The organism is Pseudomonas protegens (assembly GCF_013407925.2).
In the GTDB taxonomy this organism is placed as follows: Bacteria; Pseudomonadota; Gammaproteobacteria; order Pseudomonadales; family Pseudomonadaceae; genus Aquipseudomonas; species Aquipseudomonas fluorescens_AP.
In genome coordinates this window covers 4,276,733-4,302,074 of the sequence record NZ_CP060201.1, presented here as the reverse complement: position 1 = coordinate 4,302,074, position 25,342 = coordinate 4,276,733, and the positions used below count along the sequence as shown (strand labels likewise).

Annotated in this window: 30 protein-coding genes; 8 read left to right on the top strand and 22 right to left on the bottom strand. The window is 62.0% G+C overall.

Annotation, left to right across the window (positions count from 1 at the left end; genetic code table 11):
• Positions 1–25: 25 nt before the first annotated feature.
• Positions 26–751: a peptidoglycan editing factor PgeF gene (gene pgeF / locus GGI48_RS19960; RefSeq protein WP_016964309.1), complete on the bottom strand. Its 726-nt coding sequence runs from the start codon at positions 749–751 to the stop codon at positions 26–28.
• Complete coding sequence (gene rluD / locus GGI48_RS19955; protein WP_016964308.1) at positions 748–1,710, bottom strand: 23S rRNA pseudouridine(1911/1915/1917) synthase RluD; 963 nt, start codon at positions 1,708–1,710, stop codon at positions 748–750. Before rluD ends, pgeF begins: the two co-directional genes overlap by 4 nt.
• A 150-nt stretch (positions 1,711–1,860) precedes the next feature.
• On the opposite strand from rluD, the gene GGI48_RS19950 reads away from it, so the two are divergent.
• The 3 genes from GGI48_RS19950 (at position 1,861) to GGI48_RS19940 (ending at position 4,795) form a co-directional block, all read left to right on the top strand.
• Positions 1,861–2,883, top strand: coding sequence for an outer membrane protein assembly factor BamD (locus GGI48_RS19950; RefSeq protein WP_016964307.1), 1,023 nt, complete (start codon positions 1,861–1,863; stop codon positions 2,881–2,883).
• A gap of 126 nt (positions 2,884–3,009) precedes the next feature.
• Positions 3,010–3,243: a PP0621 family protein gene (locus GGI48_RS19945; RefSeq protein WP_016964306.1), complete on the top strand. Its 234-nt coding sequence runs from the start codon at positions 3,010–3,012 to the stop codon at positions 3,241–3,243.
• Between the two features lie 223 nt (positions 3,244–3,466).
• Positions 3,467–4,795 carry a sigma-54 dependent transcriptional regulator gene (locus tag GGI48_RS19940; RefSeq protein ID WP_179599706.1) on the top strand — a complete coding sequence of 443 codons (1,329 nt, stop codon included), beginning with the start codon at positions 3,467–3,469 and terminating at the stop codon, positions 4,793–4,795.
• On the opposite strand, the gene thiO is transcribed toward GGI48_RS19940, so the two are convergent.
• From thiO to pilV, 6 genes are all read right to left on the bottom strand, one after another.
• Positions 4,792–5,892, bottom strand: coding sequence for a glycine oxidase ThiO (gene thiO / locus GGI48_RS19935; protein WP_179599704.1), 1,101 nt, complete (start codon positions 5,890–5,892; stop codon positions 4,792–4,794). The genes GGI48_RS19940 and thiO overlap by 4 nt on opposite strands.
• A 55-nt stretch (positions 5,893–5,947) precedes the next feature.
• Positions 5,948–6,349 carry a type IV pilin protein gene (locus tag GGI48_RS19930; protein ID WP_179599702.1) on the bottom strand — a complete coding sequence of 134 codons (402 nt, stop codon included), beginning with the start codon at positions 6,347–6,349 and terminating at the stop codon, positions 5,948–5,950.
• Positions 6,350–6,364: 15 nt separating this feature from the next.
• The gene (locus GGI48_RS19925; protein ID WP_179599700.1) at positions 6,365–6,631 is read right to left on the bottom strand and encodes a hypothetical protein; all 267 of its coding nucleotides are present in this window, start codon (positions 6,629–6,631) and stop codon (positions 6,365–6,367) included.
• 190 nt (positions 6,632–6,821) lie between these two features.
• A complete protein-coding gene (locus tag GGI48_RS19920) occupies positions 6,822–7,262 on the bottom strand; it encodes a PilX N-terminal domain-containing pilus assembly protein (protein WP_179599698.1) in 441 nt (146 codons plus the stop codon).
• A 41-nt stretch (positions 7,263–7,303) separates the two neighbouring features.
• Positions 7,304–8,014: a PilW family protein gene (locus GGI48_RS19915; protein WP_409565326.1), complete on the bottom strand. Its 711-nt coding sequence runs from the start codon at positions 8,012–8,014 to the stop codon at positions 7,304–7,306.
• On the bottom strand, positions 8,011–8,454 hold the full coding sequence (gene pilV, locus GGI48_RS19910) for a type IV pilus modification protein PilV (RefSeq protein ID WP_179599696.1): 444 nt from the start codon (positions 8,452–8,454) through the stop codon (positions 8,011–8,013). Before pilV ends, GGI48_RS19915 begins: the two co-directional genes overlap by 4 nt.
• Positions 8,455–8,840: 386 nt before the next feature.
• Here pilV and GGI48_RS19905 point away from each other — a divergent pair, with 386 nt between their 5' ends.
• A complete protein-coding gene (locus tag GGI48_RS19905) occupies positions 8,841–9,365 on the top strand; it encodes a GspH/FimT family protein (RefSeq protein ID WP_179599694.1) in 525 nt (174 codons plus the stop codon).
• Here GGI48_RS19905 and ispH read toward each other — a convergent pair whose 3' ends face one another.
• The 6 genes from ispH to murJ form a co-directional block, all read right to left on the bottom strand.
• A complete protein-coding gene (gene ispH, locus GGI48_RS19900) occupies positions 9,366–10,313 on the bottom strand; it encodes a 4-hydroxy-3-methylbut-2-enyl diphosphate reductase (RefSeq protein ID WP_047306167.1) in 948 nt (315 codons plus the stop codon).
• A 103-nt stretch (positions 10,314–10,416) separates the two neighbouring features.
• Positions 10,417–10,869, bottom strand: a complete 453-nt coding sequence (gene fkpB, locus GGI48_RS19895; protein WP_016964297.1) for an FKBP-type peptidyl-prolyl cis-trans isomerase — start codon at positions 10,867–10,869, stop codon at positions 10,417–10,419.
• A complete protein-coding gene (gene lspA / locus GGI48_RS19890; protein ID WP_016964296.1) occupies positions 10,862–11,374 on the bottom strand; it encodes a signal peptidase II in 513 nt (170 codons plus the stop codon). Before lspA ends, fkpB begins: the two co-directional genes overlap by 8 nt.
• Entirely contained in the window at positions 11,367–14,198 is a 2,832-nt protein-coding gene (gene ileS, locus GGI48_RS19885; RefSeq protein ID WP_179599692.1) for an isoleucine--tRNA ligase, read from the bottom strand. The genes lspA and ileS overlap by 8 nt, the downstream gene beginning before the upstream one ends.
• Positions 14,199–14,211: 13 nt before the next feature.
• Entirely contained in the window at positions 14,212–15,156 is a 945-nt protein-coding gene (ribF, locus tag GGI48_RS19880; RefSeq protein ID WP_179599690.1) for a bifunctional riboflavin kinase/FAD synthetase, read from the bottom strand.
• 129 nt (positions 15,157–15,285) lie between these two features.
• Positions 15,286–16,824: a murein biosynthesis integral membrane protein MurJ gene (gene murJ, locus GGI48_RS19875; protein ID WP_047306169.1), complete on the bottom strand. Its 1,539-nt coding sequence runs from the start codon at positions 16,822–16,824 to the stop codon at positions 15,286–15,288.
• Between the two features lie 251 nt (positions 16,825–17,075).
• Here murJ and rpsT point away from each other — a divergent pair, with 251 nt between their 5' ends.
• On the top strand, positions 17,076–17,354 hold the full coding sequence (gene rpsT, locus GGI48_RS19870; protein WP_016967023.1) for a 30S ribosomal protein S20: 279 nt from the start codon (positions 17,076–17,078) through the stop codon (positions 17,352–17,354).
• A gap of 109 nt (positions 17,355–17,463) precedes the next feature.
• Here the strand turns inward: rpsT and GGI48_RS19865 are convergent, their stop codons facing one another.
• From GGI48_RS19865 to rplU, 5 genes are all read right to left on the bottom strand, one after another.
• Positions 17,464–17,925 (bottom strand): CreA family protein, encoded by a 462-nt coding sequence (locus tag GGI48_RS19865; protein ID WP_016967024.1) that lies wholly within the window; start codon positions 17,923–17,925, stop codon positions 17,464–17,466.
• 19 nt (positions 17,926–17,944) lie between these two features.
• On the bottom strand, positions 17,945–19,063 hold the full coding sequence (gene proB / locus GGI48_RS19860; RefSeq protein WP_016967025.1) for a glutamate 5-kinase: 1,119 nt from the start codon (positions 19,061–19,063) through the stop codon (positions 17,945–17,947).
• 185 nt (positions 19,064–19,248) lie between these two features.
• Positions 19,249–20,472 carry an Obg family GTPase CgtA gene (gene cgtA / locus GGI48_RS19855; RefSeq protein WP_179599688.1) on the bottom strand — a complete coding sequence of 408 codons (1,224 nt, stop codon included), beginning with the start codon at positions 20,470–20,472 and terminating at the stop codon, positions 19,249–19,251.
• 194 nt (positions 20,473–20,666) lie between these two features.
• Positions 20,667–20,924, bottom strand: coding sequence for a 50S ribosomal protein L27 (gene rpmA, locus GGI48_RS19850; RefSeq protein ID WP_003228360.1), 258 nt, complete (start codon positions 20,922–20,924; stop codon positions 20,667–20,669).
• A gap of 35 nt (positions 20,925–20,959) precedes the next feature.
• Positions 20,960–21,271 (bottom strand): 50S ribosomal protein L21, encoded by a 312-nt coding sequence (gene rplU, locus GGI48_RS19845; protein ID WP_003228361.1) that lies wholly within the window; start codon positions 21,269–21,271, stop codon positions 20,960–20,962.
• A 263-nt stretch (positions 21,272–21,534) separates the two neighbouring features.
• Here rplU and GGI48_RS19840 point away from each other — a divergent pair, with 263 nt between their 5' ends.
• The 3 genes from GGI48_RS19840 (at position 21,535) to GGI48_RS19830 (ending at position 23,442) form a co-directional block, all read left to right on the top strand.
• A complete protein-coding gene (locus tag GGI48_RS19840) occupies positions 21,535–22,503 on the top strand; it encodes a polyprenyl synthetase family protein (protein WP_016967027.1) in 969 nt (322 codons plus the stop codon).
• Between the two features lie 123 nt (positions 22,504–22,626).
• Positions 22,627–22,968, top strand: coding sequence for a zinc ribbon domain-containing protein YjdM (locus tag GGI48_RS19835; protein WP_016967028.1), 342 nt, complete (start codon positions 22,627–22,629; stop codon positions 22,966–22,968).
• 204 nt (positions 22,969–23,172) lie between these two features.
• A complete protein-coding gene (locus GGI48_RS19830; RefSeq protein ID WP_016967029.1) occupies positions 23,173–23,442 on the top strand; it encodes a hypothetical protein in 270 nt (89 codons plus the stop codon).
• Between the two features lie 90 nt (positions 23,443–23,532).
• Here GGI48_RS19830 and GGI48_RS19825 read toward each other — a convergent pair whose 3' ends face one another.
• From GGI48_RS19825 to GGI48_RS19815, 3 genes are all read right to left on the bottom strand, one after another.
• Positions 23,533–24,150, bottom strand: coding sequence for an FKBP-type peptidyl-prolyl cis-trans isomerase (locus tag GGI48_RS19825; protein ID WP_016967030.1), 618 nt, complete (start codon positions 24,148–24,150; stop codon positions 23,533–23,535).
• Positions 24,151–24,277: 127 nt separating this feature from the next.
• Positions 24,278–24,583, bottom strand: coding sequence for a DUF6482 family protein (locus tag GGI48_RS19820; protein ID WP_016967031.1), 306 nt, complete (start codon positions 24,581–24,583; stop codon positions 24,278–24,280).
• Positions 24,584–24,717: 134 nt separating this feature from the next.
• Positions 24,718–25,206: a TIGR00645 family protein gene (locus GGI48_RS19815; RefSeq protein ID WP_015637095.1), complete on the bottom strand. Its 489-nt coding sequence runs from the start codon at positions 25,204–25,206 to the stop codon at positions 24,718–24,720.
• Between the last annotated feature and the right edge of the window lie 136 nt (positions 25,207–25,342).

The following is a 25,342-nucleotide window of genomic DNA, read 5'->3' as shown; positions in this document are numbered from 1 at the left end:
GCTGCTTGACGCAAGTCAGACTAGTCTAGCGCTCAAGCCAGATAAGGGAGGCAAAACGTCCGGTACGCGGACTGCGTCGGTAAGAGAAGAAGCGTGGATCGGTCACGGTGCAGTAGCCGCCACCATAGACCGCCGTCACTCCACGGGCCGCCAGGCGCAGGCGCGCCAGCTGGTAGATGTCGGCCATGAAGCGGCCGGCATTGACGCTCGGCACAAAGGCTTGCTCGGTGGCCGCCAACTGGCTGACGAAGGCTTCGCGCACTTCCGCCCCGACCTCAAAACGCTCAGGGCCAATAGCAGGGCCCAGCCATACCAGCACCTCGGCGGGTGCAGCATCCAGGCTGTCGAGGGTGGCTTCCAGCACACCGGCCGCCAGCCCGCGCCAACCGGCGTGAGCCGCCGCAACCCGGGTTCCGCTTCGGTTGCAGAACAGCGCCGGCAGACAGTCGGCCGTCATCACCGCACAGGCGATGCCCGGAGTGGCGGACCAACTGGCATCGGCCGTCGCCACCACCGAAGGATCAGCGTGGGCCACGGCTATCCCATGCACCTGTTGCAACCAGGCCGGCGCAATATCGAAACGCGCGGTCAGGCGCCGCCGGTTTTCGGCCACCGCTTCAGGTTGGTCTTCAACGTGATCGCCCAGATTGAGGCTGTCGAACGGCGCCAGGCTGACGCCGCCGCTGCGGGTGGTGACACAGGCTTTGACCCCGGCCGGCGCGGGCCAGTCAGGCATCAGCCAGTCACTCATCCGACAAACGCCTCACGGTCTTGCTTGAGCAGCGACAACAACCAGACGAAGTCATCCGGCAACGGCGACTCCCAGCTCATGCGTTCACCGGTGGTCGGATGGTCCAGCTCCAGGAAACGGGCATGCAGGGCCTGGCGCGGGAAGTTTTTCAGCGACTCGACCATGGTCTGGCTGGCTGCCGGCGGAATGCGGAAACGACCGCCATAGGCCGGATCGCCCACCAACGGGAAGTTGATATGGGCCATGTGCACGCGGATCTGGTGGGTACGACCGGTTTCCAGCTTGACCCGCACGTGGGTGTGGGAACGGAAACGCTCCAGTACCCGATAGTGGCTGACGGCCTGCTTGCCGCCTTCCATCACCGCCATGCGCTGGCGCTGCTGGCCGTGACGACCGATGGGCGCGTTGATCTTGCCGCCGGCGGTCACTACGCCAATCACGATGCATTCATAGATGCGGCTGACGCTGCGGCTCTGCAGCTGGGCGACCAGCTGGGTCTGCGCCTGGATGGTCTTGGCCACCACCATCAGGCCGGTGGTGTCCTTGTCCAGGCGATGGACGATACCGGCCCGAGGCACATTGATAATGTCGGGAACGTGATGCAGCAAAGCATTGAGCAAGGTGCCATCAGCATGGCCGGCAGCCGGGTGCACCACCAGGCCCGCGGGCTTGTTGATCACCAGGATGTCGTCGTCCTCGTAGACGATGTCCAGCTCGATGTCCTGGGCGATCCACTCGCCCTGGGCCTCCTGCTCGGCGGTCAGCTCGAGTACGGCACCGCCGTGCACGATGTCCCGCGGGCGGATCACCGCTCCGTCCACAGTCAGGCGGCCGTCTTTGATCCAGGCGGAAAGGCGCGAGCGCGAATGCTCAGCGAATAGTTGGGCGGCGACTTGATCGAGGCGTTGACCGCCCAGTTCGGACGGCACCTCTGCGCGAAGTTCAATTTTATCGGACATGCTCGGACTGGGCGTCGGCACAGCCTTTGGTTTCGGCTGCGCGCTTGTGGTTAAATACGGCGTCTTTTGCCCCGAGGCTTTCAACGGGGCGCTCATCATAACAGGACGGCCCCGCCCAAGACAGCGGCCGTCATAGGGACGCAAGCCGCCATGCAAGTGAAACACCTGCTGCTGATCGCCATCCTCGCACTGACCGCTGCTTGCTCATCGAAGGAAGTCGTTGACGAAAACCTGAGCGAAGTCGAGTTGTACCAGCAGGCGCAGACCGACCTGGACAACCACAGCTATACCAGCGCCACCGCCAAGCTCAAGGCCCTGGAATCGCGCTATCCCTTTGGTCGCTACGCCGATCAGGCACAGCTCGAGCTGATCTACGCCAACTACAAGAATGCCGAGCCCGAGGCCGCCAAGTCCGCCGCCGAGCGCTTCATTCGCCTGCATCCCCAACACCCGAACGTCGACTACGCCTACTACCTCAAGGGCCTGACCTCGTTCGACCAGGACGTCGGCCTGCTGGCGCGCTTCCTGCCTCTGGACATGACCAAGCGTGACCCGGGTGCCGCCCGCGACTCCTACAACGAGTTCGCCCAGCTCACCAGCCGCTTCCCCAACAGCCGCTACGCCCCGGACGCCAAGCAGCGCATGATCTACCTGCGCAACCTGCTGGCCGCCTACGAAATCCACGTGGCCGACTACTACCTGACCCGTCAGGCCTATGTCGCCGCTGCCAACCGTGGCCGCTACGTCGTGGAAAACTTCCAGGAAACCCCTTCCGTGGGTGATGGCCTGGCGGTGATGACCGAAGCCTACCAGCGCCTGCATCTGGACGAGCTGGCCGCCACCAGCCTGGAAACCCTCAAGCTCAACTACCCGAACCACCCAAGCCTGGTGGACGGTCAGTTCGTACCGCGCGTGGCTGAAGCCGACAACCGCTCGTGGCTGAGCAAGGCCACCCTGGGCCTGATCGAGTCCCGTCCACCGCTGCCGCCGGGAGAAACCCGCGCCAACCAGGACGTGATGAAGCAGTACCAGGACGCCAAGGACGCGATCCCGTCGGAGCTCAAGCCTAAAGACAGCAACGGCGATGCGGTCGAGGAAGAAAAGCACGAGGCCGCTGGCAACAACAGCGACCGCTCCTGGTTCAGCTACATGACCTTCGGCGTGTTCGACTGACCGCCATCGCAGTCAATAAAGGGAGACTTCAAGTCTCCCTTTTTCATGCCCGGCACTTCATGGGCCTGTGCGCCTGCCAGGCGCTTGGCTAAACTGCCGCCTCTATCCCCCACAAAGCGGGTCACCATGCTTCGTCTACTGTTCTGGATCGCCCTGATTGCCGCTGCGGTATGGTTCTGGCGCAAGTTCAAGCGCCCAGCGGCCACACCCCGCAGTCCCAACGAACCGGCCACTACCCCGATGGTGCGCTGTGCCCATTGCGGAGTGCACCTGCCTCAGGATCGAGCGCTGAGCCTGTCGCAACAGTGGTACTGCAGCCAGGCACATCTGGAACAAGGCCCCGCTCGCCAGGACCGCTGACTGCACCGACAAGGGCTCAAGTGCATGGCCATTCCCGGCACCCGCTTCCCGAGCCCTTGCCCTGCCAGCCCCAGACTGGCGACCACACCCCAAACAACTGGCGACAAAATAACCGTCGCCCAAGCCCCTGCGCGGGCCTCCCCACCGGCCTAGACTTCATCTCTCGCCTACAGCACGAGCGCTGTCACCCGCTGTTCACTCCCTGAGGAAGACGGCCGCCGCCATGAATCCACAGCACAGAGCGCTGGTGGTCGATGAGACCAGGGAAATCCGCTCCGTGCTGGAGATCACCCTGGGCCGCATGCGTCTGCACACCCAAAGCGCCCGCAGCCTGCAGGAAGCCCGCAGCCACCTGGCCCGGGAGCATTTCGACCTGTGCCTGACCGATCTGCATCTGCCGGACGGCAGCGGCCTGGAACTGCTGCAGCATATCCGCCGGCACCATCCCCAACTGCCGGTGGCCCTGCTCAGCCACGAGGCCGGCGCGCCAACCAGCGCCCTGAATGGTGGAACCTGCGACCTATTGCCAAAGCCTCTGGACCTCAAGCGCCTGCGGGACTGGGTGGCCACAGCTCTGAAACGACAACACGCCTGTGCTGCAACTCACGCCTCTGAGCAGTTGCCGGGGGATTCGCCGCCCATGGTCATGCTGCGCCGGCACATCGCCAAACTGGCCGCCAGCCTCGCCCCGGTCTATATCAGCGGCGAGTCCGGCAGCGGCAAGGAACGCGTCGCCCGATTGATCCACCAGTCCGGGCCCAGAGGCGCGCAGCCCTTTGTCCCGGTCAACTGCGGGGCGATTCCCAACGAACTGATGGAGAGCGAGTTTTTCGGTCACCGCAAGGGCAGCTTCAGCGGCGCGCTGATGGATCAGCCCGGACTGTTCCGGGCCGCTCATGGCGGCACCCTGTTCCTCGACGAGATCGCCGACCTGCCGCTGGTCATGCAGGTGAAACTGCTGCGAGCCCTGCAGGAAAAGTCGGTGCGTCCAGTGGGCACTCAGCAAGAACAGGCGGTGGATGTGCGAATCCTCTGCGCGACCCACAAGGATCTGAAAAGCGAGGTGCAAGCCGGACGCTTCCGCCAGGACCTGTTTTATCGGCTGAATGTCATCGAGTTGCGGGTTCCCGCCCTGCGCGAGCGTCGGGACGACATCGGGCTACTGGCGCGGCACATCCTCCAGCGTCTGGCCACCACCAGTGACCGGCCGGCCCTAGAGTTGCGCCCGCAAGCGCTGCAAGCCCTGGAGCGCTACGACTTTCCCGGCAATGTGCGTGAGCTGGAGAACCTGCTGGAGCGGGCCCTGGCCCTTTGCGAGAGTCCGTGGATCGAGGTGGCGGACCTGAATTTACCGGCCCCCGAACCCGACGACGAGCTCGCGCCCGGGCCCCTCCCCCACCTCGATCTGGCGCGGCATCTGCAGCAGGTGGAGCGCCAGTTGCTGCTGCAGACCCTGGAGCAAACCCGCTGGAACCGCACGGAGGCGGCCCGGCGGTTGAGCCTGTCGCTGCGCTCAATGCGCTATCGCATGAAGAAGCTCGGACTGGACTAGACCCGCCCTGCCGGGGCATAAGGCGTCGGATCGATAATCGGCGCCTGCCCCAGCAGCAGGTCGCAGAACAACCGGCAGGAAGCCGGTGCCAGCACCAGACCGTTGCGGTAATGCCCGCAGTTGAGCCACAGGCCGGCAAACCCGGGAACCGGTCCGATGTAGGGAATCCCCTCGGGTGAGCCGGGTCGCAGCCCGGCCCAATGCCCGAACACCTCGGCATCCGCCAAGGCCGGGATCAGCTCGACGGCCGAGGCCTTGAGGCTTTCCAATGCCGAGGCGGTTGGGGTCTTGTCGAAGCCTTCATGCTCCAGGGTGCTGCCCACCAGGATATGACCGTCACGGCGAGGGATGGCATAACGCCCCTTGGCCAGAACCATGCAGGACAGGAAATCGGCGGCGCACTTGTAGAGGATCATCTGCCCTTTGACCGGCTCCACGGGCAGCTCCAGCCCCAGGCTTGCGAGCAACTCGCCACTCCAGGCACCGGCGCAAAGCACCACCTGATCGGCGCGAATCTCTCCGAGCGAGCTATGCACCCCTGCCACGCGCTGGCCTTCGCGGATAAAACCACTGACCGCGCAGTGCTCGTCAATCCGCACATTGGGCAAGGCCTGCAAGGCCGCCTTGAGGGATTTGACCAGGCGCGGGTTACGCACATTGGCCACATTGGCCATGTAGATCGCCCGCTGGTAGCCGGCGCCCAGCACTGGCACCCCGTCATGCACCGCCGAAATATCCACGGCACTCAAGGGGCGACCCTCACGTTGCGCCCACTCCAGCGCCTGGGCCTGATCTTCGAGGTCCAGCCAGTAGAGCCCGGTGGTATGGACCTCGGGATCGATCCCGGTGGCGCTCAACAGTTGCTGCGCCAGCTGTGGATAAAAGTCCTGGGACCAGTGGGCCAAGGCCGTGACCGCCGGGCTGTAGCGCCAGGGATACAGTGGCGAGACGATCCCGCCACCGGCCCAGGACGACTCACGCCCCAGTTCCGAGCGCTCCACAAGTCGTACCTGCTGGCCCCGGGACGCCAGATTGAAGGCCGTGAGCAGGCCAATCACGCCGCCGCCCACCACCAGCACTTGCTGTTGCTCAACCATAGTCAGATCCATTCAAGAGAAAGACAGTGGGCGCCGCAGCCCCCGAAACCCGTGATCAACGCCCCCAGCAGTCCTTGGCCTTCAGCCCTTCGGCCTGACCGCTGACGCTGGTGGCACCGGTTTGATCGATGCTGAAACTGCCGCATTTGTCCCCCGCCATCAGCGTATCGGCCTTGGGTGTTGCGGTCAGCGAGAAGCCGGTGTCGGTCAGGGTCGGGGTGATGCTGTAGTAATCGTTGCCGGCACTCAGGTCGGCGGCGTTGCTGTAGACCCCGGCTTTGGAAAAGTGGCGTTCGAGCTGCTGTGCCTGCTCGGTCAGCAACGCAGCGATTTCACTGCGATGGGGCTTCTTCAAGTGTTCGGTGATGCTGGGAAGGCTCAAGGTCAGGACCAGACCTATGATCGCAATCACGATCATGATTTCGATCAGGGTAAAACCTTGGTTGGATCTGCGCATGGTCAAGAATCTCGCTTACTGAATTTGTCGCCACAGGATGCGCCGACTGCCACCGCTGGAGCTGTCCTCCAGGGAGCTGCTGGCGCCGCCAGGGTCGCTGACGGTCTTGCGCGGCTGATGGCTGGAAACACCTGCACGGCCAGGAACCGGATCGACAACCCCGAGGCCTTGGGACAGGGCTTCCTGGTCCGCCACGATGCCATCGCGATTGGCGTCCTGCAGCGCGGCGTCGAGCATCTTACCGCTGAACGCCTGCAACTCGATCAATTTCCCGCAGGCCATGTATGAGCAATACACGCCAGACCTGAACCAGCCAGCACTCAAGGTCAACCAAGCGGATACGCCAGAAGGCTCCGGAGCCTGATCAGCCACAGTGGCCAGCGACTGGACTTCACCCGCGACAACCCCTTCCCAACTGCCCAGCAGCACGACCGCAACCACGAACGGCCATCGACACAGAAACGAGTACGACTCAGTACTTGGCATAGATGCTCTCCAACACGCTGCGCGCCTGCCCCGCCAGCCCCACTGCGGTCACCCGGTACAACGTGGCCGAGGTGCCGGGGGGCAGGCCGACCGCATTCAGGACAACCCCCAGATTCTGCACCGCATAAAAACCCTCGCCGGTGGCGATCCAGGTCACGGCCGAAGCCTCATTGAAGCCGGCACCGCTGACCACCGTCGATTCAGCCGGAGGTGCGCAGCGCGCAGGATCTGCGCACGGCGGCAAAGAGTAATTCCCCTGGCGAACCGCGCTTTCCCCCAGGCGCAGCGCCGCCTCCGCGGCCTGGAAAGACCGATTGTGCCGGTCCAGGCTGGCGGCCATCTTTTCCTGCAAGGTGGCGTTTTGCAGGGATGACAGGCCAATCAGGCTCAGCACCAGCAGAAACACCAGACTCACCAACAGCGCCATGCCCCGCTCACCGGCGGGCCAGCATCCTGCCGGGCACAGCATCAGGGCAACCTGTTGCGCAAGGCCGCCACCACCGTGAAGCTCTGCGGGCTGACGCGGGCGTCGGGATCGGCCAGGGTCAGGCGCAATCGCACGCTGCGAATCCGCGCCGGATCACCCGGATGCGGGCTGTAGCCGGAAACCCCGCTCTCTGTTGCGGAACGGGCCATGCCGAAGCCGACATCAAAGGCTTCGACGTTGTCCAGCAGCACGGCTTGCTGCTTGCCCAGGCCACTGCCGAGCAACAGTTGATGGTTCTTGAAGCTGTAGAACACTCGTCGCAAGGCAAACACCTGCTGCCCGACACCCCCCTGATGAGCCCCTGAATAGGCCACCGCGTGGCGCTGACAGTCAGTCACCAGGCTCCAGGTCGGCGCCCCGCCATCCTCACCGACATCCGCAGTGATCAGGGTCAGCTTGTGCTCGGCGCTGTCCCACTGAATCGGGGTGGCCCTATAGCGCGAGAACTCCGTGGCGCTGCTCGCGTCCTCAACCTCTCGCAAACAACCGGCCAGCCCCGCCATGCGAATTTCCTGAAGCATCTTGCTCAGGACAAAACGCCCGTCCTCCTGCAGGTAGGCCGAGGCGTTCTGGCTGAGGTAGGTGTGCTTCGCCGCGATAAATACCTGGGCCGCGCCCAACACCAGCACCAGCCCCCAGAGCAGCGCCAGCATCATCTCCACCAGCGTAAAACCGCAATGGCCTTGCTTCACCGCGTGCCTCCCGGGTCCACGGCGACTCGGCTGCTGAGTTCCAAGCTGCGCTGGCCAGCGACTTGGCCGGCGGCGCGGGAGTCGTCCCAGGTGATGCGCACGGTGTAGACCTGCTGGCTGACGCTGATGCGGCCCTTGGCGCTGGGGCCGCCAAAACTGGCAACGTTGCTGGCGAAGTCCAGCAAGTCCTGATCCCGCGCATTGCCCGTGTTGCCCTCAGCGGGAGTGGCAAGGGTGTAATCGGCAGATGCATTGGCCCGGATCCGATCGAGCATGTCGTAGGCGATAAAGCTGGCCTGGGTGCTCATTCGCGCACTGTCGGTATGCTGCAGCGCCCGGATCTGCAGCGCCGCGGCTCCCAACAGGCCCACCGCCAAGATCGAAAGGGCCACCAGCACCTCGATCAGGGTCATGCCGTCCTGTGCCTGCCACGGGTTCATCCGTAACCTCCTCCCTGACGCCCCCTGCGTTGAAACCGACACCGGTCACTCGCTGCGGCGGCTTCTGCCCCCAGGCGATGGACTATCCAAGTCCCGCGATCCGCGCGTCAGGACAGCTGAAATCGATGCAGCCGCCTCCTGAGGTTAGCCTCGGCGTCGCCCCCAGACCGCTGGCTGGAACACCCCGCAATACATTGCCCTGTACCCCCACACAGCGCCGGCTGAAGGCAACAGCGAGCAGAAACCCTTTGTACGCAAATACTTGGCAAGCCTTGGCAGAGTCCTCGGCTATAACAGCGCAACGCCTGGCCGGTCGGAGACTGGCACTTTAGCTCAAGGGCACGCAGCTGTTGCGTGAAACAGGGCGCTCCACGGAGGGAGACCGCATGCACGAGAAAGGCTTCAGCCTGATTGAGCTGCTAACCGCACTGGCGGTGCTGGCGCTGTTGCTGCCACTGTCCAGCACCGCGCTCAGTGAGCTGCTGCGCGCCAATCGCCATCAGGACACGGCGCAAATGCTTGCCAGCGGCCTGCGCAATGCCCGGGCGGCGGCGATCCTGCATCAGCGCACCACGTTGATCCATGGTCTGGACAACGACTGGAGCCGAGGCTGGCGCATCATTCTGGATATCAGTGGCAGGGGGCCGGAGGACTTGGGGAATCCGCTGCTGGTCGAGCGGCGCAGCGGCGGGCAGGTACTGATTGTGGGCAATCGCCCCGTGCAGCACTACGTGCGCTTCAGCCCTCTGGGCAACCCGTTGCTGCCCAGTGGCGCCTTCCAGGCCGGCACCCTGCATATCTGCCGGGCCGACCAGGAGCACAGCCGTCATCAGGTGGTGCTGTCACGCAGCGGGCGGGTCAGCCTGCGCAGCGATCACGCCGAGCAGGCCTTGTGCGCGACAGCAGGCTGATCAGAGCAGGGAGCGAACCCGCAGCTCTTTGGGCATGGAGAAGGTGATGTTCTCTTCGCGTCCCGCCAGCTCGTCGGCCCCCGTGGCGCCCCAGGCTTGCAGTTGCTGGATCACGCCACGCACCAGAACTTCCGGCGCCGAAGCACCGGCGGTGATGCCAATACGCTCGACCCCATCGAACCAACTGCGCTGCAGATCCTCGGCACCGTCGATCAGGTAGGCCGGGGTGGCCATGCGCTCGGCCAGCTCGCGCAGGCGGTTGGAGTTGGAACTGTTGGGGCTGCCGACCACCAGCACCACGTCGCATTCGTCGGCCAGTTGCTTGACCGCGTCCTGGCGGTTTTGCGTGGCGTAGCAAATGTCGTCCTTGCGCGGCCCGCCAATGGCCGGGAAACGCGCACGCAGGGCGTCGATCACCCGGCTGGTGTCATCCATGGACAAGGTGGTCTGGGTCACGAAGGCCAGGCGCTCGGGGTTGCGCACCTGCAGCTCGGCCACGTCCTTCTCGTCTTCCACCAGGTAGATGGCGCCACCATTGCTGGCATCGTACTGGCCCATGGTGCCTTCGACTTCAGGGTGGCCGGCGTGGCCAATGAGGATGCATTCACGACCGTCGCGGCTGTAGCGCGCCACTTCGATATGCACCTTGGTCACCAGCGGGCAGGTGGCGTCGAACACCTTGAGACCACGACCGGCGGCCTCGTTGCGCACCGCCTGGGACACACCGTGGGCGCTGAAGATGACAATCACGTCATCCGGCACCTGGTCCAGCTCTTCGACGAAGATCGCTCCGCGATTGCGCAGGTCTTCGACGACAAATTTGTTGTGCACCACTTCATGCCGGACGTAGATCGGCGGCCCGAAGACTTCCAGGGCGCGATTGACGATTTCGATCGCCCGGTCCACACCGGCGCAGAAGCCACGGGGGTTGGCGAGTTTGATTTGCATGCTGTGCCTCGTGTCTTGCGCGCAAGAAGTTAGATCGTTGTAGACAGCGGATCGCCGGCAAGCCGGCTCCTACAGAATAGGAGACAGCTTGCCGGCGATGCTTTTAAAGCGCTTTGACGTCGATGATCTCGACATCAAAGGTCAGGGTCTTGCCGGCCAGCGGGTGGTTGAAGTCCACGGTGACCTGAGCGTCATCGAAGGCTTTGACCACACCGGGCAACTCGGTATTCGCCGCGTCATTGAAGATCACCAGCAAGCCTTCCGACAGCTCCATGTCCTGGAACTGCGAACGCGGGATGGTCTGCACGTTCTGCGGGTTGGGCTGGCCAAAGGCGTTTTCCGGCTCGATCGTCAGGTTGCGCTTGTCGCCGGCCTTGAAGCCGAACAGCGCGGCTTCGAACCCGGGCAACAGGTTGCCATCGCCAACCTTGAAGGTCGCCGGGGCCTTGTCGAAGGTGCTGTCCACGGTGTCGCCGTTCTCCAGGCGCAATGCGAAATGCAAAGTGACTTCCGTGTTCTGACCGATACGTTGTTCAGTCAATACCTGTTCAGTCATGAACGGCTTCTCCGGTTTTCTTGCTCTTGAACATATCCAGGGCCAGCATCACCGCGCCGACGGTAATGGCGCTGTCGGCGAAGTTGAATGCCGGGAAGTACCAGCGGTTCTGCCAGTGCACCAGGATGAAATCGATCACATGGCCTAGGGCGATACGGTCGTACAGGTTGCCCAAGGCACCGCCCAGCACCAGGGCCAGGGCGATGGCCAGCCAGGTTTCATTGCGCCCCAGGCGCTTGAGCCAGACCACCAGCACCGCACTGACCACGATCGCGATCAGGGCGAACAGCCAGCGCTGCCAGCCGGAGCTGTCGGCAAGGAAGCTGAAAGCCGCGCCAGTGTTGTAGGCCAGGGTCCAGCTGAAGTAATCCGGGATCACCACGATCTGCTGGTACATGCTCAACGAACTTTCGAAGTGCAGCTTGCTGACCTGGTCGATGACCAGGACCAGCACGCTCAACCACAGCCAGCCCAGACGGCCGAAACGGCCTGCGGCGTTAGGCATAGTGACGAACCTCGCCCGCGCCGCTGATGTTGTCCACGCAACGCCCGCAGATCTCCGGGTGCTCCGGGTGCACGCCAACGTCTTCGCGGCAGTGCCAGCAACGGGCGCACTTGACGAAGCTGGACTTGACCACTTTCAGCTTGAGGCCGCTGACTTCGGTTTCCACCGCGTCCGCCGGGGCCTGGGCCAGAGGCGCGACGCTGGCGGTGGAGGTGATCAGCACGAAGCGCAGTTCGTTGCTCAGCTTGGCCAGATCGGCCGACAGCGAGTCTTCGGCGTACAGCGTCACTTCGGCCTGCAGGTTGCCGCCCACGGCTTTCGCCGCGCGCTGGTTCTCCAGTTCCTTGTTGACCGCCGCCTTGACCGCCATGATCCGCTCCCAGAAGGCGCGGTCCAGCTCGAAGCCTTCCGGCAGCTCGCTCAATCCTTCGTACCAGGTGTTGAGCATTACCGATTCGTTGCGCTCGCCCGGCAGGTACTGCCACAGCTCGTCGGCGGTAAAGGCCAGGATCGGCGCGATCCAGCGCACCAGCGCCTCGGAGATGTGGAACAGCGCGGTCTGGCAGGAACGCCGAGCCTGGCTGTTGGCGCCGGTGGTGTACTGACGGTCCTTGATGATGTCCAGGTAGAAGCCGCCCAGCTCCTGCACACAGAAGTTGTGCACCTTGGAGTAGACGTTCCAGAAGCGGTATTCGCCGTAGTGCAGTTCCAGCTCGCGCTGCAGCAGCAGGGTACGGTCCACGGCCCAGCGGTCCAGGGCCAGCATGTCTTCAGCCGGCAGCAGATCGGTGGCCGGGTTGAAGCCGCTCAGGTTGGAGAGCAGGAAGCGCGCGGTGTTACGGATACGCCGGTAGGCGTCGGCGCTGCGCTGCAGGATCTGATCGGACACCGCCATCTCGCCGGAGTAGTCGGTGGCCGAAACCCACAGGCGCATGATGTCGGCGCCCAGGGTGTCGTTGACCTTCTGCGGAGCGATCACGTTGCCCAGGGACTTGGACATCTTGCGGCCGTTCTCGTCCACGGTGAAACCGTGGGTCAAGAGTTCGCGGTACGGCGCGTGGTTGTCGATGGCGCAACCGGTGAGCAAGGACGAGTGGAACCAGCCACGGTGCTGGTCGGAACCTTCCAGGTACAGGTCGGCCCGCGGACCGCTTTCGTGGCCCATCGGGTGCGAACCGCGCAGCACGTGCCAGTGAGTGGTGCCGGAATCGAACCAGACGTCCAGGGTGTCGCTGATCTTGTCGTACTGAGCGGCTTCGTCGCCCAGCAGTTCAGCGGCGTCCATCTTGAACCAGGCTTCGATGCCCTCCTGTTCGACGCGCTTGGCCACCTCTTCCATCAGCTCGACGGTGCGTGGGTGCAGCTCGCCGCTTTCCTTGTGCAGGAAGAACGGGATCGGCACGCCCCAGTTGCGCTGGCGGGAAATGCACCAGTCCGGACGGTTGGCGATCATCGAATGCAGGCGCGCCTGGCCCCAGGCCGGTACGAACTGGGTGTCTTCGATGGCTTGCAGGGCGCGCTGGCGCAGGCTGTCGCCGGCTTGCGGCTGCTTGTCCATGCCGACGAACCATTGCGCGGTGGCGCGATAGATCAGCGGGGTCTTGTGACGCCAGCAGTGCATGTAGCTGTGGCTGATGGTTTCGGTGTGCAGCAGCGCGCCGACTTCGCTCAGCTTGTCGACGATGGCCGGGTTGGCCTTCCAGATGAACTGGCCGCCGAAGAACTCCAGCGATGACGCGTAGACACCGTTGCTCTGTACCGGATTGAGGATGTCGTCGTTGACCATGCCGTAGCGCTTGCAGGTCACGAAGTCGTCTTCACCGTAGGCTGGCGAGGAGTGCACCACGCCGGTGCCGGCGCCCAGCTCCACGTATTCGGCCAGGTACACCGGCGACAGACGATCGTAGAACGGATGGCGGAAGTTGATCAGTTCCAGGGCCGAACCCGGGGCGGTGGCGATCACCGAGCCTTCCAGGTTGTAGCGGGCCAGGCAGGACTCCACCAGTTCCTCAGCCAGCACCAAGAGGCGCTCGCCGGCGTCGACCAGAGCGTAGTTGAACTCCGGATGGACGTTCAGCGCCTGGTTGGCCGGGATGGTCCACGGGGTGGTGGTCCAGATCACGATGGCCGCGGGCTTGGCCAGCTTGGCCAGGCCGAAGGCGCCAGCCAGCTTGTCTTCGTCGGCAATCGGGAAGGCCACGTCGATGGTGGCGGACTTCTTGTCCTGATATTCGACTTCCGCCTCGGCCAGGGCCGAACCGCAGTCGAAGCACCAGTTCACCGGCTTCAGGCCCTTGAACACGAAGCCGCCCTTGACCATCTCTGCCAGGGCACGGATCTCCCCGGCCTCGTTGGCGAAGTTCATGGTCTTGTAGGGGTTGGCCCAGTCACCCAGCACGCCCAGGCGGATGAACTCGGCCTTCTGCCCTTCGATCTGCTCGGAGGCGTAGGCGCGGCACAGCTCGCGGGTCTGGTCCGAGGACAGGTTCTTGCCGTGGGTCACCTCGACCTTGTGCTCGATCGGCAGGCCGTGGCAGTCCCAGCCCGGAACATAAGGCGCGTCGAAACCCGCCAGGGTTTTCGAGCGGATGATCATGTCCTTGAGAATCTTGTTGACCGCATGACCGATGTGAATCGAGCCGTTGGCATAGGGAGGGCCGTCGTGCAGGACGAATTTCGGACGATCCTTGCCAATCTCGCGCAACTTTCCGTACAGGCCAATGCTGTCCCAACGCTGCAGAATCTGTGGTTCGCGCTGAGGCAGGCCGGCCTTCATTGGGAAGGCGGTGTCCGGAAGGTTTAACGTGGCTTTATAGTCGGTCATTTAAGGCTCTTCATTAGCGATTGGCGCTATGGATACGTGCCACTTGGGCACGGGCGGCGGCAACATCCGCATTGATCGCCGTCTTCAACGCCTCCAGGGAGGCGAAACGCTGCTCTTCACGCAGCTTGTGGTGGAAAACCACCGTCAAACGCCGGTCATACAGATCGCCGGCAAAATCTAAAAGATGAACTTCCAGGTGGGCCTTGCCATCACCTGCAACCGTGGGCCGCACGCCAATGTTGGCGACGCCGGGCCAGGTCTTGCCATCGATATCGACGCTCACCAGGTAGACCCCGGAAAGCGGCACGCGGCGGCGCTTCAATTGCACGTTGGCGGTGGGCGTGCCCAACTGGCGCGCCAGTTTCTGCCCGTGCAGGACCCGTCCGGCAATCCGGTACGGACGACCGAGCAGCCGCTCGGCCAGATCAAAGTCGGCAGAGGCCAGGGCATTGCGGACCTGGGTGCTGCTGACGCGCAAGCCATCCAGCTCAACGGTCTGCGCGGCTTCCACGGTAAACCCGTGGCTGGCTCCGGCCTGCTGCAGGAACTCGAAATCGCCGACCCGATCGCAGCCGAAGCGGAAATCATCCCCCACTTCCAGGTGCTGCACACCCAGGCCGTCCACCAGGATCCGCTCGACGAACTCGCTGGCGCCCAGCTTGCTCAGGCGCTGATTGAAGGCCAGGCACAGGACCCGGTCGACGCCTGCCTGAGCCAGCAACTGCAGCTTGTCGCGCAAGCGGGCCAGGCGGGCCGGTGCGGTCTCCGGAGAGAAGAACTCCCGCGGCTGCGGCTCGAAAATCACCACGCAGCTGGGCACGCCCAACTCGAGCGCACGTTCACGCAGCCGCCCCAGAATAGCCTGGTGACCACGGTGAACACCGTCAAAGTTGCCAATAGTGGCGACGCAGCCCCGATGCTGGGGGCGCAGATTGTGGAGGCCTCGAACCAGCTGCATAACGCGCTTCTTGCTCATAAAGTGGCCGATTATAACCACACCCGGCGGCCGACGACAGGCAGCACCTTACGCCAATGTGGTTGAACCGACAAAACCGATGCCCGCCCCGCCCTGAAGACTAAACAGTCGTCAGTTCAAGGCCTTGCGATTGAAGTCCCGCAAACGGAAGCCCAATAGGGCCAACATGCCGAAATACGCCACCACTCCAGCCACCACCAGCACGCCCAGGCGCAGAAAACGCTGGAGCATGTGGCCTTGATCCCAGGCCGGCATGACATGCATCAGACCCAGCAATACCGCAGACATGACCGCCACGGCCAGCAGCAACTTCAAGGTAAACCGTCCCCAACCCGGCTGCGGCTGGAACATCTGCTGCTTGCGCAACTGATAAAACAAAAGGCCCGCATTGATACAGGCTCCGGCACTGATGGCCAGGGCCAGGCCGGCATGCTTCAAGGGACCGATAAATGCCAGGTTGAGCAACTGGGTCACGATCAGGGTGAAAATGGCGATTTTCACCGGCGTGCGGATGTTCTGCTGCGCATAGAAGCCCGGCGCCAGCACCTTGATCACGATGATCCCCAGCAAACCCACGGCATAAGCCACCAGCGCACGCTGGGTCATGGAGGCATCAAAGGCACTGAACTCGCCATACTGGAACAGCGAGACGGTCAGCGGCTCGGCGAGTATGCCCAGGGCCAGGGAGCACGGCAGCACCAGGATGAAACACAGGCGCAACCCCCAATCGAGAATCCGCGAGTACTCATGACGATCCTGGCTGGCGTAGGTCTTGGCCAGGGTCGGCAGCAGAATGGTCCCCAGAGCGACACCCAGCACGCCGGACGGCAGCTCCATGAGCCGGTCGGCGTAATACATCCAGGACACGGAGCCGGCCACCAGAAACGAGGCAAAGATGGTGTTGATGATCAGCGAGATCTGACTGACGGACACCCCGAGAATCGCCGGCAGCATCTGCTTCATCACTCGCCAGACACCGGTGTCCCGCAGATTCAGGCGCGGCAGCACCAGCATGCCGATCTTCTTCAGATGCGGCAGTTGGTAGAGCAACTGCGCCAGGCCACCGGCCAGTACCGCCCACCCCAACGCCATCACAGGCGGATCGAAATACGGCGTGAGGAACAGCGCGAAGATAATCATGCTGACGTTGAGCAGGGTCGGCACGAAAGCCGGCACCGAGAAGCGATTCCAGGTATTGAGAATCGCCCCGGCCAGAGAGGACAGCGAAATCAGCAATATATAAGGAAAGGTCACCCGCAACAGATCGGAGGTCAGGGCGAATTTTTCCGGCGAATCGACAAAACCCGGCGCCGTGGCCCAGATCACCCACGGCGCGGCAATGATGCCCAGGGCCGTGACCAACGCCAGGACCAGAGTCAGCAAACCCGAGACATAAGCAATAAAGGTGCGGGTCGCTTCCTCTCCCTGCTGGCTCTTGTACTCCGCGAGGATCGGCACAAAGGCCTGGGAGAAGGCTCCCTCGGCAAAGATCCGCCGCAGCAGGTTGGGCAGTTTGAAGGCGATGAAGAAAGCATCCGTCGCCATCCCGGCGCCGAACGTGCGCGCGATGATGGTGTCGCGGACAAATCCCAGCACCCGGGAAAGCATCGTGATAGAGCTGACCGCGGCCAGTGACTTGAGCAGGTTCATGAAAAGGTTGTTTGCCTGTAGATAAACAGCAGGCGAAAAGACGCCTACTTATGCGATACTCCGCGCCGCAACAGCACAGAGCCAAAGCTCGCGAGTTTACAGGTCAAGCGCCGGAAATAAATATCCCGCCTCTTCAGATCGACCACTCAGCGGAACGTATCACCCGCCCTTGACAAGACTTCAACTCATCGGCATGATTCGCGGCCTATTTTGTTTGCTATTTCCCCAAAAGTCTTTCGAGGAGCTCGACGGTGGCCAACACACCTTCCGCCAAAAAACGTGCAAAACAGGCTGAGAAGCGTCGCAGCCACAACGCCAGCCTGCGTTCCATGGTTCGTACCTACATCAAGAACGTAGTTAAGGCCATCGACGCCAAAGACGCCGCTAAAGCGCAAGCTGCTTATGTTCTGGCCGTGCCAGTTATCGACCGCATGGCCGATAAAGGCATCATCCACAAGAACAAAGCTGCTCGCCATAAAGGTCGTCTGAATGGCCACATCAAGGCGCTGAACCTTGCTGCTGCAGCCTAAGCGACACGCTTGTTAAAAAACCGACCCAAGGGTCGGTTTTTTATTGCCTGCCATTTAACAGCTCAACCAGCCAGCCCCTCCCGGAGCCGGCTCGCCAAGATTCAACATTTCACTGATGCGGCCAAGGCAGAATAGGAATCGCTGTCACCGCATTCTGCGGACTCCCCTCGATCACCCGATCGCTGTAGACCAGATACACCAGGGTATTGCGCTTCTTATCAAGGAAACGCACCACTTGCATGGTCTTGAACACCAGCGAAGTGCGTTCCTTGAACACCTCCTCACCGTCCTTGAGCTCGCCTTTGAACGCGATCGGCCCCACCTGGCGACAAGCGATCGACGCCTCGGCGCGATCCTCCGCCAGACCCAGGCCACCCTTGAGACCACCGGTCTTGGCTCGCGACAGATAACACGTCACACCGTCCACCTTGGGATCATCGAAGGCCTCGACCACGATGCGATCGTTCGGCCCGACAAACTTGAACACCGTGGATACCTGACCAATTTCCTCAGCCGACACCATGAACGGCATCGCCAAGAGCAAGCCCAACAATCCTTTTGCTACGCGCATTCGCTTTTCCTCAGATCGCTTACACCAGAATCAGGTTATCGCGGTGAACCAGTTCCGGCTCAGCCATGTAGCCCAGGACCCCCACAATGGCATCAGAGGGCTGACCGATGATCTTCTGCGCCTCAAGCGCACTGTAGTTGGCCAGGCCTCGGGCGATCTCGCGACCATCGGGCGCCACGCAAACCACCATTTCGCCACGCCGGAAACCGCCCTGGACCTGCTTGACCCCTACCGGCAACAAACTCTTGTTGCCCTGGGAAAGCGCCGCCACCGCCCCCTCATCCAGCACCAGAGTGCCACGGGTCTGCAGATGCCCGGCCAGCCACTGCTTGCGAGCCGCCAGCATGCCGCGCTCCGGCGACAACAAGGTGCCAATGCGCTCGCCAGCCTTGAGGCGATCCAGCACCCGCTCCAGACGCCCACCGACAATGATGGTGTGCGCACCGGAGCGCGCCGCCAGCCGCGCCGCTCGCAGTTTGGTCTGCATGCCACCGCGCCCCAGGGCGCCGCCGGTACCGCCAGCCACGGCATCCAGCGCCGGATCGTCGGCACGCGCCTCGTAAATCAACTGAGCATCGGGATTGCTGCGCGGATCAGCATCGAACATGCCATCGCGATCCGTGAGAATCACCAGCAGATCGGCCTCCACCAGGTTGGCAACCAGAGCCGCCAGGGTGTCGTTGTCGCCAAAGCGGATTTCATCAGTGACCACGGTGTCGTTTTCATTGATCACCGGAATCACCTTGAGCTCCACCAACGCCCGCAGGGTACTGCGCGCATTGAGGTAACGCTTGCGGTCCGACAGGTCGTCATGGGTCAGCAGAATCTGTGCGGTATGCCGGCCATGCTCGGCAAAACTCGACTCCCAGGCCTGCACCAGCCCCATCTGGCCAATGGCGGCGGCCGCCTGCAGCTCATGCATCGCACTCGGTCGTGCGGTCCAGCCCAAGCGGCTCATCCCGGCCGCCACTGCGCCCGAGGAAACCAATACCAATTCGACGCCAGCCTCATGCAAGGCCACCATCTGCTCGACCCATACACCCATTGCAGCGCGATCCAGCCCCTTGCCGTCCGCCGTCAGCAGCGCGCTACCGATCTTCACGACCCAGCGTTGCGCACCCGTCACCTTGCTCCGCATCTTATTCAACCTTTGCCAGCGAGCAGCGCGACCGAGCGCCACTCATGGGGTTATTCGTATTTACGCCTTGCAGATACCAAAACGCCGCTCGAATGAGCGGCGCCTTGAGAGCTGGCCGGCAGCGATGATAACACCGCGCCAGGCCAGATAAACCGTCTTCGCGGGGCCAGCCCGCCACGACAGGATCAGTCACGGACGTAGATGATTTCCGGACCATCCTCGTCATCCACATCCTCTTCATCCCAATCATCGTCACCGATGTCATGGACACTCTTGACGCCACTGCGACGCAGAGCACGCTGATCATCCAGCGCCTGCAACTGGGCGCGCGCCTCATCCTCGATGCGCTGATCCAGCTCGGCCAGCTCGTCGGCGTAGGCCGGGTCGGCCGCCAGACGATCGGCGCGATCTTCCAGGTAACGCATGATGTCGCGACTCAGGCGCTCGGTGCCATCCTTGGAGATGGCCGAAATCACATACACCGGACCAGTCCACTCCAGGCGATCAACGATCTCCTTGACGCGCTCCTCACGCTCCTCCTCAAGGATCTGGTCGCTCTTGTTCAGCACCAGCCAGCGCTCGCGCTCAGCCAGGGACGGACTGAACTTGACCAACTCATTGACGATCACCTCCGCAGCATCCGCCGGACTGCTCTCATCCAGCGGCGCCATATCCACCAGGTGCAGCAGGATGCGCGTGCGCGCCAAGTGCTTGAGGAAGCGAATCCCCAGGCCCGCACCATCGGAAGCCCCTTCGATCAGCCCCGGAATATCGGCAATGACGAAGCTCTTCCAGCGATCGACGCTGACCACGCCCAGGTTCGGCACCAGAGTGGTGAACGGGTAATCGGCGACCTTCGGCTTGGCCGCGGAAACCGAGCGAATAAAGGTACTTTTGCCAGCATTCGGCAAGCCCAGCAGACCGACGTCCGCCAGCACTTTCAGCTCCAGCTTGAGATCGCGCTGCTCACCCGGCTTGCCTGGAGTGGTCTGGCGCGGCGCACGGTTGGTACTGGACTTGAACCGGGTGTTACCCAGACCGTGCCAGCCGCCCTGCACTACCATCAGGCGCTGGCCGGCCTTGGTCAGGTCACCAATGACCTCCTGGGTGCCCGCATCGATGATGGTGGTGCCGACCGGAACCCGCAGCTCCAGATCTTCGCCCTTCTTGCCGGTGCAGTCGGTGCTGCCACCATTGGAACCGCGCTCGGCATCGAAATGCCGGGTGTAACGGTAGTCCACCAGCGTATTGAGGTTTTCGTCGGCAACCATATAGATCGAGCCGCCGTCACCACCGTCACCACCGTTGGGACCACCGTTCTCGATGAATTTTTCCCGACGGAAACTCATGCAGCCATTGCCGCCGTCGCCAGCTTTTACTCGGATCGAAACTTCATCAACAAACTTCATGATCAAACGCCTCTCGCCGCATGGGCGAGCTGAAGAAACCAAGACATAAGACTCTTGCAAAAATGAGCGCAGCGACCTCAATCAACGACCGAAACATCCAACGCTGCCAGCTCGTACAAACAGTTTTGCAAGAGACTCATCCCACAAACGAAAAAGCCCCGTCGCGAGACAGGGCTTTTCCAGCGATCGCGCAATTAAGCGGCGACAACGCTCACGTAACGACGACCGAAGGCGCCTTTTACTTCAAACTTGATCACGCCTTCGATTTTCGCGAACAGGGTGTGATCTTTACCCATGCCAACGCCGTAGCCAGCGTGGAATTGGGTGCCGCGCTGACGCACGATGATGTTGCCGGCCTTGATGACCTGGCCGCCATACATCTTCACGCCAAGGCGTTTGGCTTCTGAGTCGCGACCGTTACGGGTACTACCACCAGCTTTTTTGTGTGCCATGAGTTCAATTCTCCTAGTGAGGAATTAGGCTGAAATTAAGCCTGAATACCGGTGATTTTGATCTCGGTGAACCACTGGCGGTGGCCCATACGCTTCATGTGGTGCTTACGGCGACGGAACTTGATGATGCGGACCTTATCGTGACGACCTTGGGAGATCACTTCAGCCTTGACGGTTGCGCCAGCAACAACAGGTGCGCCGATGTTCACGTCGTCGCCGTTGGCGACCAACAGAACGCGGTCAAAAGTCACGGATTCGCCAGTGGCGACTTCCAGTTTTTCGATCTTCAGGTATTCACCTTCAGCGACCTTGTATTGCTTACCGCCGGTAACGATTACTGCGTACATGGTATTTCTCCGATAATCCTGCTCACCCAGCTCTTTATAAGAAGAGGTATTGGCTGGCATGGCTGCATGGGGCTGGAACGGCCCAAGTGCAATTGCGTAAGGCAGGTGCTGCCCAGGAAGTTCAGGGTGCGCGATTGTACGCAAGGCACAATAGCGATGCAAGTGCCGTTCAGACTGCGCAAGGCACCGCCGGGAGCGCGCCTTGACACCTGCGGACGCGGGTCCTAGCATGCCGCGCAACCCTTCTGGAGCACCTGTCGCTGATGCAACCCCAAGCTTTCTACCGCGCGGTGGCGGACGATTTTAGCGCCGTCGACGGCATCATCAAGAAACAGTTGACTTCCCGAGTACCGCTGGTTTCGAAAATCGGCGACTACATCACTTCGGCCGGAGGCAAGCGCCTGCGCCCGCTGTTGGTGTTGCTATGTGGCAAGGCCCTGGGCCGCGAAGGCGATGACCTGCGCCTGCTGGCCGCCACCATCGAGTTCCTGCACACCGCCACCCTGCTGCACGACGACGTGGTCGACATGTCCGGCATGCGCCGTGGCCGCTCCACCGCCAACGCCATGTGGGGCAATGCGCCCAGCGTCCTGGTCGGCGATTTTCTGTACTCCCGTTCCTTCGAGATGATGGTTGAGCTGGGCTCGATGCCGGTCATGCGCATTCTGTCCCAGGCCACGCGGATCATCGCCGAAGGCGAAGTGCTGCAACTGTCCAAGGTGCGTGACGCCAGCACCACCGAAGAAACCTATATGGAAGTCATTCGCGGCAAGACCGCGATGCTCTTCGAAGCCTCGACCCACAGCGCCGCCGCCCTGGCCGGCGCGACGCCGGAACAGGCCGAAGCCCTGCGCACCTTTGGCGATCATCTGGGCGTGGCCTTCCAACTGGTGGACGACCTGCTGGACTACCGTGGCGATGCCGAAACCCTGGGCAAGAACGTCGGTGACGACCTGGCGGAGGGCAAACCGACCCTGCCGCTGATCTACACCATGCGTGAAGGCACCCCGGAACAGGCAGCCCTGGTGCGCCAGGCGATCCAGAAAGGCGGTATCGAAGACCTGGAAAGCATCCGTGCCGCGGTTGAGGCCTCGGGCTCTCTGGACTACACCGCGCAATTGGCCCGCGACTACGTGGCTCGCGCCATTACCTGCCTGGAAGCCCTGCCACCCAGCGAATACCGCGACGCCCTGGTGGAATTGAGCGAATTCGCCGTCGCCCGCACCCACTAAACAGCCCCCCGGTTCCTGCTGCCCGCAGGAGCCGGCACGCCATCGAAGCGCCTCACAGCCCCCTCCCCGACAAAACCCTATACAATGTGCGCTTTTTAGCCATCCTGACTTTGAGGAGCTTAAGTGAGCACTTTGCCACCCTGCCCAAAATGCAATTCCGAATACACCTACGAGGACGGCACCCAGCTGATCTGCCCCGAGTGCGCCCACGAGTGGTCCGCCAGCGGCGAAGCCGAAGCCGCCTCCGATGAAGCCGTGAAGAAAGATTCGGTGGGCAACGTGCTGCAAGACGGCGACACCATCACCGTGATCAAGGACCTCAAGGTCAAGGGCACCTCCCTGGTGGTCAAGGTCGGCACCAAGGTCAAGAACATCCGCCTGTGCGATGGCGACCACGACATCGACTGCAAGATCGACGGCATTGGCCCAATGAAGCTCAAGTCCGAGTTCGTCCGCAAGGTCTGACGCCCGCACCCTCTCGCGCCTGCCGCGAGAGGGTATCCCGCCTACACCCCCGCCATGCTTGATCCACCCACCTGCTAGCGAAAAGCCAGCCGATTTGATCGAAAACAATTTCCACACAGAAAAAAGCACAAACCGCCAATAGGTACTTGCTATTCATTGAATAAGAATTATTCTCATTGAAACCCATTCAAGGAGATGACACCCATGACTTATTTGATTGATGCCTGGCTGGACCGCCCACACCCCTACCTGCGAATCCTGCATCGGGAAACCGGGGAAGTCTGTGCAGTGCTGGAAGAAGAAGCCCTGAGCGAGCTGCAGGACCAGGGGGATCTGGACCTGAACGGTTTGAGCTCCAGCGAGCCGCTGGTACTCAAGGAATTGGTGCGCAACCTGTTTTTGTTCTGCTACGCCAGAGCCTTGCGGCCAACCGGCGCCGATGGCCAGAGCCTGGGCGCAAAAATCCGTCTATGAAACCAAAGCCGATAAAGGGGCAAGCTTGCCGACGATGAACAGACTGCGCATGCACGGCCGTCATCGCCAGCAAGCTGGCTCCTACACGGGTTACAGAACGTCCAGCAGCTCGACGTCGAACACCAGGACGCTGTGCGGTGGGATGCTGCCCACGCCTTGTGCGCCGTAAGCCAGTTCGCTCGGCACGTACAGACGCCATTTGCTACCGGCGTTCATCAATTGCAGCGCTTCGGTCCAGCCGGCGATCACGCCACCAACCGGGAATTCGGCAGGCTGGCCACGCTCGTAGGAGCTGTCGAACACGGTGCCGTCGATCAGGGTGCCGTGATAGTGGGTGCGCACGCTGTCTTCACGGGATGGCTTGGCGCCGTCGCCCTGGGTCAGCACTTCAAATTGCAGGCCGGAAGCCAGGGTGGTGATGCCTTCACGCTTGGCGTTTTCCGCCAGGAAAGCCAGGCCGGCACCGGCAGCGGCTTCAGCCTTGGCAGCTGCTTCAGCCTGCATGACTTCACGAATCACCTTGAAGCTGGCGGACATCTCTTCCTGACCCACACGGCTTGGCTTACCGGCGAAAGCGTCGGTCAGGCCCGCCAGGATTGCGTCCAGGCTCACACCCGGTGGCGGGTTGTCACGCAGCTGGTCGCCCAACTGACGGCCAATACCGTAGCTGACGCGGGTTTCGTCGGTGGACAGATTTACTTCGGACATGACACTGCTCCGCTGTGCGGACGGCTCAGGAACAGCCACAGACACACCGGGCCTCCCGGAGCGCCCGGAATCAAAAGGGCGAGCAGACTAGCACAGAAGTCCGGCGATAATCAGCGCCACCCCAGCACTACCAACTGGAGCGCATGGTGATCGGCACCTTCAGGCTTTCTTCGGCGCTGGCGGACAAACCGCACATCTCATCGTGCACCGACGTGTGAATCAGGTGGAAAGGCAACTTGGGAAAAGACTGCAATACCTCACGTGCATGCTCCACCGAACGCAGATGAAACATCTGCCCCTGAGCATCGCTCAATGGATAAGCGGCTCCGTGCATGCGCGCCTCAAGCAGATAGATCCCGCCTTCCAGGGAGATCAGGTTCAATTCGTCGACTTTTCCGGCGATGGCGTAGGCATTCATTTCCTGCAGGTTCATGAGCGTACCTCGTGTATTAGAAACCCTCGACGCCTACATGGATATTCCTCGGCCAGGAAAAGCACAAGCCACAAACAACACCGCCCGTCCGTTTCGCAACGCACGGGCGGGCGGCACTCATCCAGCAGGTGCAATCAGTGCTTGGTCAGCTTGTCCAGGTAACCCATGGCAAACGCCGAGATCACGAACGTCATGTGAATCACCACGTACCACAGCAGGTACTCGGTCGGGGTGTTCTTGGCGTCCATGAACACCCGCAACAGGTGAATCGAGGAAATCGCCACGATGGACGCCGCCACCTTCATCTTCAGCGACGACGAATCCATCTTGCCCAGCCAGCTGAGCTTTTCCTTGTCTTCATCGATGTCCAGCTGCGAGACGAAGTTCTCATAGCCGGAGATCATCACCATCACCAGCAGACCGCCCACCAGTGCCATGTCGATCAACGACAGCAGGACCAGGATCAGATCCGACTCCGCCATGGAAAACACATTGGGAATGACGTGAAAGACTTCCTGGAAGAATTTCAATGCCAACGCCAGCAGGCCCAGTGACAAACCGAAGTAGATCGGCGCCAGCAGCCAGCGTGAGGCATACATTGCATTTTCGATAAAACGTTCCATTGAATCTCGCACCCGGAGTAAAAAACGGCGGCGAGTATATCAGCGCTCCAAATGCCCATAAACCACAGACAATCGCTGTTTCTACGGGTTTTTCCGCAGGTTTTTTCTGCTAGTGTCGAACCGTTCCTACCCCTCA

Bases quoted from the DNA above. Each gene is read 5' to 3' on its own strand.
- GGI48_RS19945 (WP_016964306.1), top strand. From the start codon at position 3,010: ATGCTTCGTCTACTGTTCTGGATCGCCCTGATTGCCGCTGCGGTATGG.
- GGI48_RS19930 (WP_179599702.1), bottom strand. From the start codon at position 6,349: ATGCGCAGATCCAACCAAGGTTTTACCCTGATCGAAATCATGATCGTG.
- pgeF (WP_016964309.1), bottom strand. From the start codon at position 751: ATGAGTGACTGGCTGATGCCTGACTGGCCCGCGCCGGCCGGGGTCAAA.
- GGI48_RS19920 (WP_179599698.1), bottom strand. From the start codon at position 7,262: ATGGCGCTGTTGGTGAGTCTGGTGTTTCTGCTGGTGCTGAGCCTGATT.
- GGI48_RS19950 (WP_016964307.1), top strand. From the start codon at position 1,861: ATGCAAGTGAAACACCTGCTGCTGATCGCCATCCTCGCACTGACCGCT.
- cgtA (WP_179599688.1), bottom strand. From the start codon at position 20,472: ATGAAGTTTGTTGATGAAGTTTCGATCCGAGTAAAAGCTGGCGACGGC.
- ileS (WP_179599692.1), bottom strand. From the start codon at position 14,198: ATGACCGACTATAAAGCCACGTTAAACCTTCCGGACACCGCCTTCCCA.
- rpmA (WP_003228360.1), bottom strand. From the start codon at position 20,924: ATGGCACACAAAAAAGCTGGTGGTAGTACCCGTAACGGTCGCGACTCA.
- murJ (WP_047306169.1), bottom strand. From the start codon at position 16,824: ATGAACCTGCTCAAGTCACTGGCCGCGGTCAGCTCTATCACGATGCTT.
- GGI48_RS19925 (WP_179599700.1), bottom strand. From the start codon at position 6,631: ATGGCCTGCGGGAAATTGATCGAGTTGCAGGCGTTCAGCGGTAAGATG.
- GGI48_RS19830 (WP_016967029.1), top strand. From the start codon at position 23,173: ATGACTTATTTGATTGATGCCTGGCTGGACCGCCCACACCCCTACCTG.
- pilV (WP_179599696.1), bottom strand. From the start codon at position 8,454: ATGAACCCGTGGCAGGCACAGGACGGCATGACCCTGATCGAGGTGCTG.
- GGI48_RS19815 (WP_015637095.1), bottom strand. From the start codon at position 25,206: ATGGAACGTTTTATCGAAAATGCAATGTATGCCTCACGCTGGCTGCTG.
- GGI48_RS19825 (WP_016967030.1), bottom strand. From the start codon at position 24,150: ATGTCCGAAGTAAATCTGTCCACCGACGAAACCCGCGTCAGCTACGGT.
- ispH (WP_047306167.1), bottom strand. From the start codon at position 10,313: ATGCAAATCAAACTCGCCAACCCCCGTGGCTTCTGCGCCGGTGTGGAC.
- rluD (WP_016964308.1), bottom strand. From the start codon at position 1,710: ATGTCCGATAAAATTGAACTTCGCGCAGAGGTGCCGTCCGAACTGGGC.
- GGI48_RS19940 (WP_179599706.1), top strand. From the start codon at position 3,467: ATGAATCCACAGCACAGAGCGCTGGTGGTCGATGAGACCAGGGAAATC.
- GGI48_RS19865 (WP_016967024.1), bottom strand. From the start codon at position 17,925: ATGCGCGTAGCAAAAGGATTGTTGGGCTTGCTCTTGGCGATGCCGTTC.
- rplU (WP_003228361.1), bottom strand. From the start codon at position 21,271: ATGTACGCAGTAATCGTTACCGGCGGTAAGCAATACAAGGTCGCTGAA.
- lspA (WP_016964296.1), bottom strand. From the start codon at position 11,374: ATGCCTAACGCCGCAGGCCGTTTCGGCCGTCTGGGCTGGCTGTGGTTG.
- proB (WP_016967025.1), bottom strand. From the start codon at position 19,063: ATGCGGAGCAAGGTGACGGGTGCGCAACGCTGGGTCGTGAAGATCGGT.
- thiO (WP_179599704.1), bottom strand. From the start codon at position 5,892: ATGGTTGAGCAACAGCAAGTGCTGGTGGTGGGCGGCGGCGTGATTGGC.
- ribF (WP_179599690.1), bottom strand. From the start codon at position 15,156: ATGCAGCTGGTTCGAGGCCTCCACAATCTGCGCCCCCAGCATCGGGGC.
- fkpB (WP_016964297.1), bottom strand. From the start codon at position 10,869: ATGACTGAACAGGTATTGACTGAACAACGTATCGGTCAGAACACGGAA.
- GGI48_RS19905 (WP_179599694.1), top strand. From the start codon at position 8,841: ATGCACGAGAAAGGCTTCAGCCTGATTGAGCTGCTAACCGCACTGGCG.
- GGI48_RS19840 (WP_016967027.1), top strand. From the start codon at position 21,535: ATGCAACCCCAAGCTTTCTACCGCGCGGTGGCGGACGATTTTAGCGCC.
- GGI48_RS19820 (WP_016967031.1), bottom strand. From the start codon at position 24,583: ATGAACCTGCAGGAAATGAATGCCTACGCCATCGCCGGAAAAGTCGAC.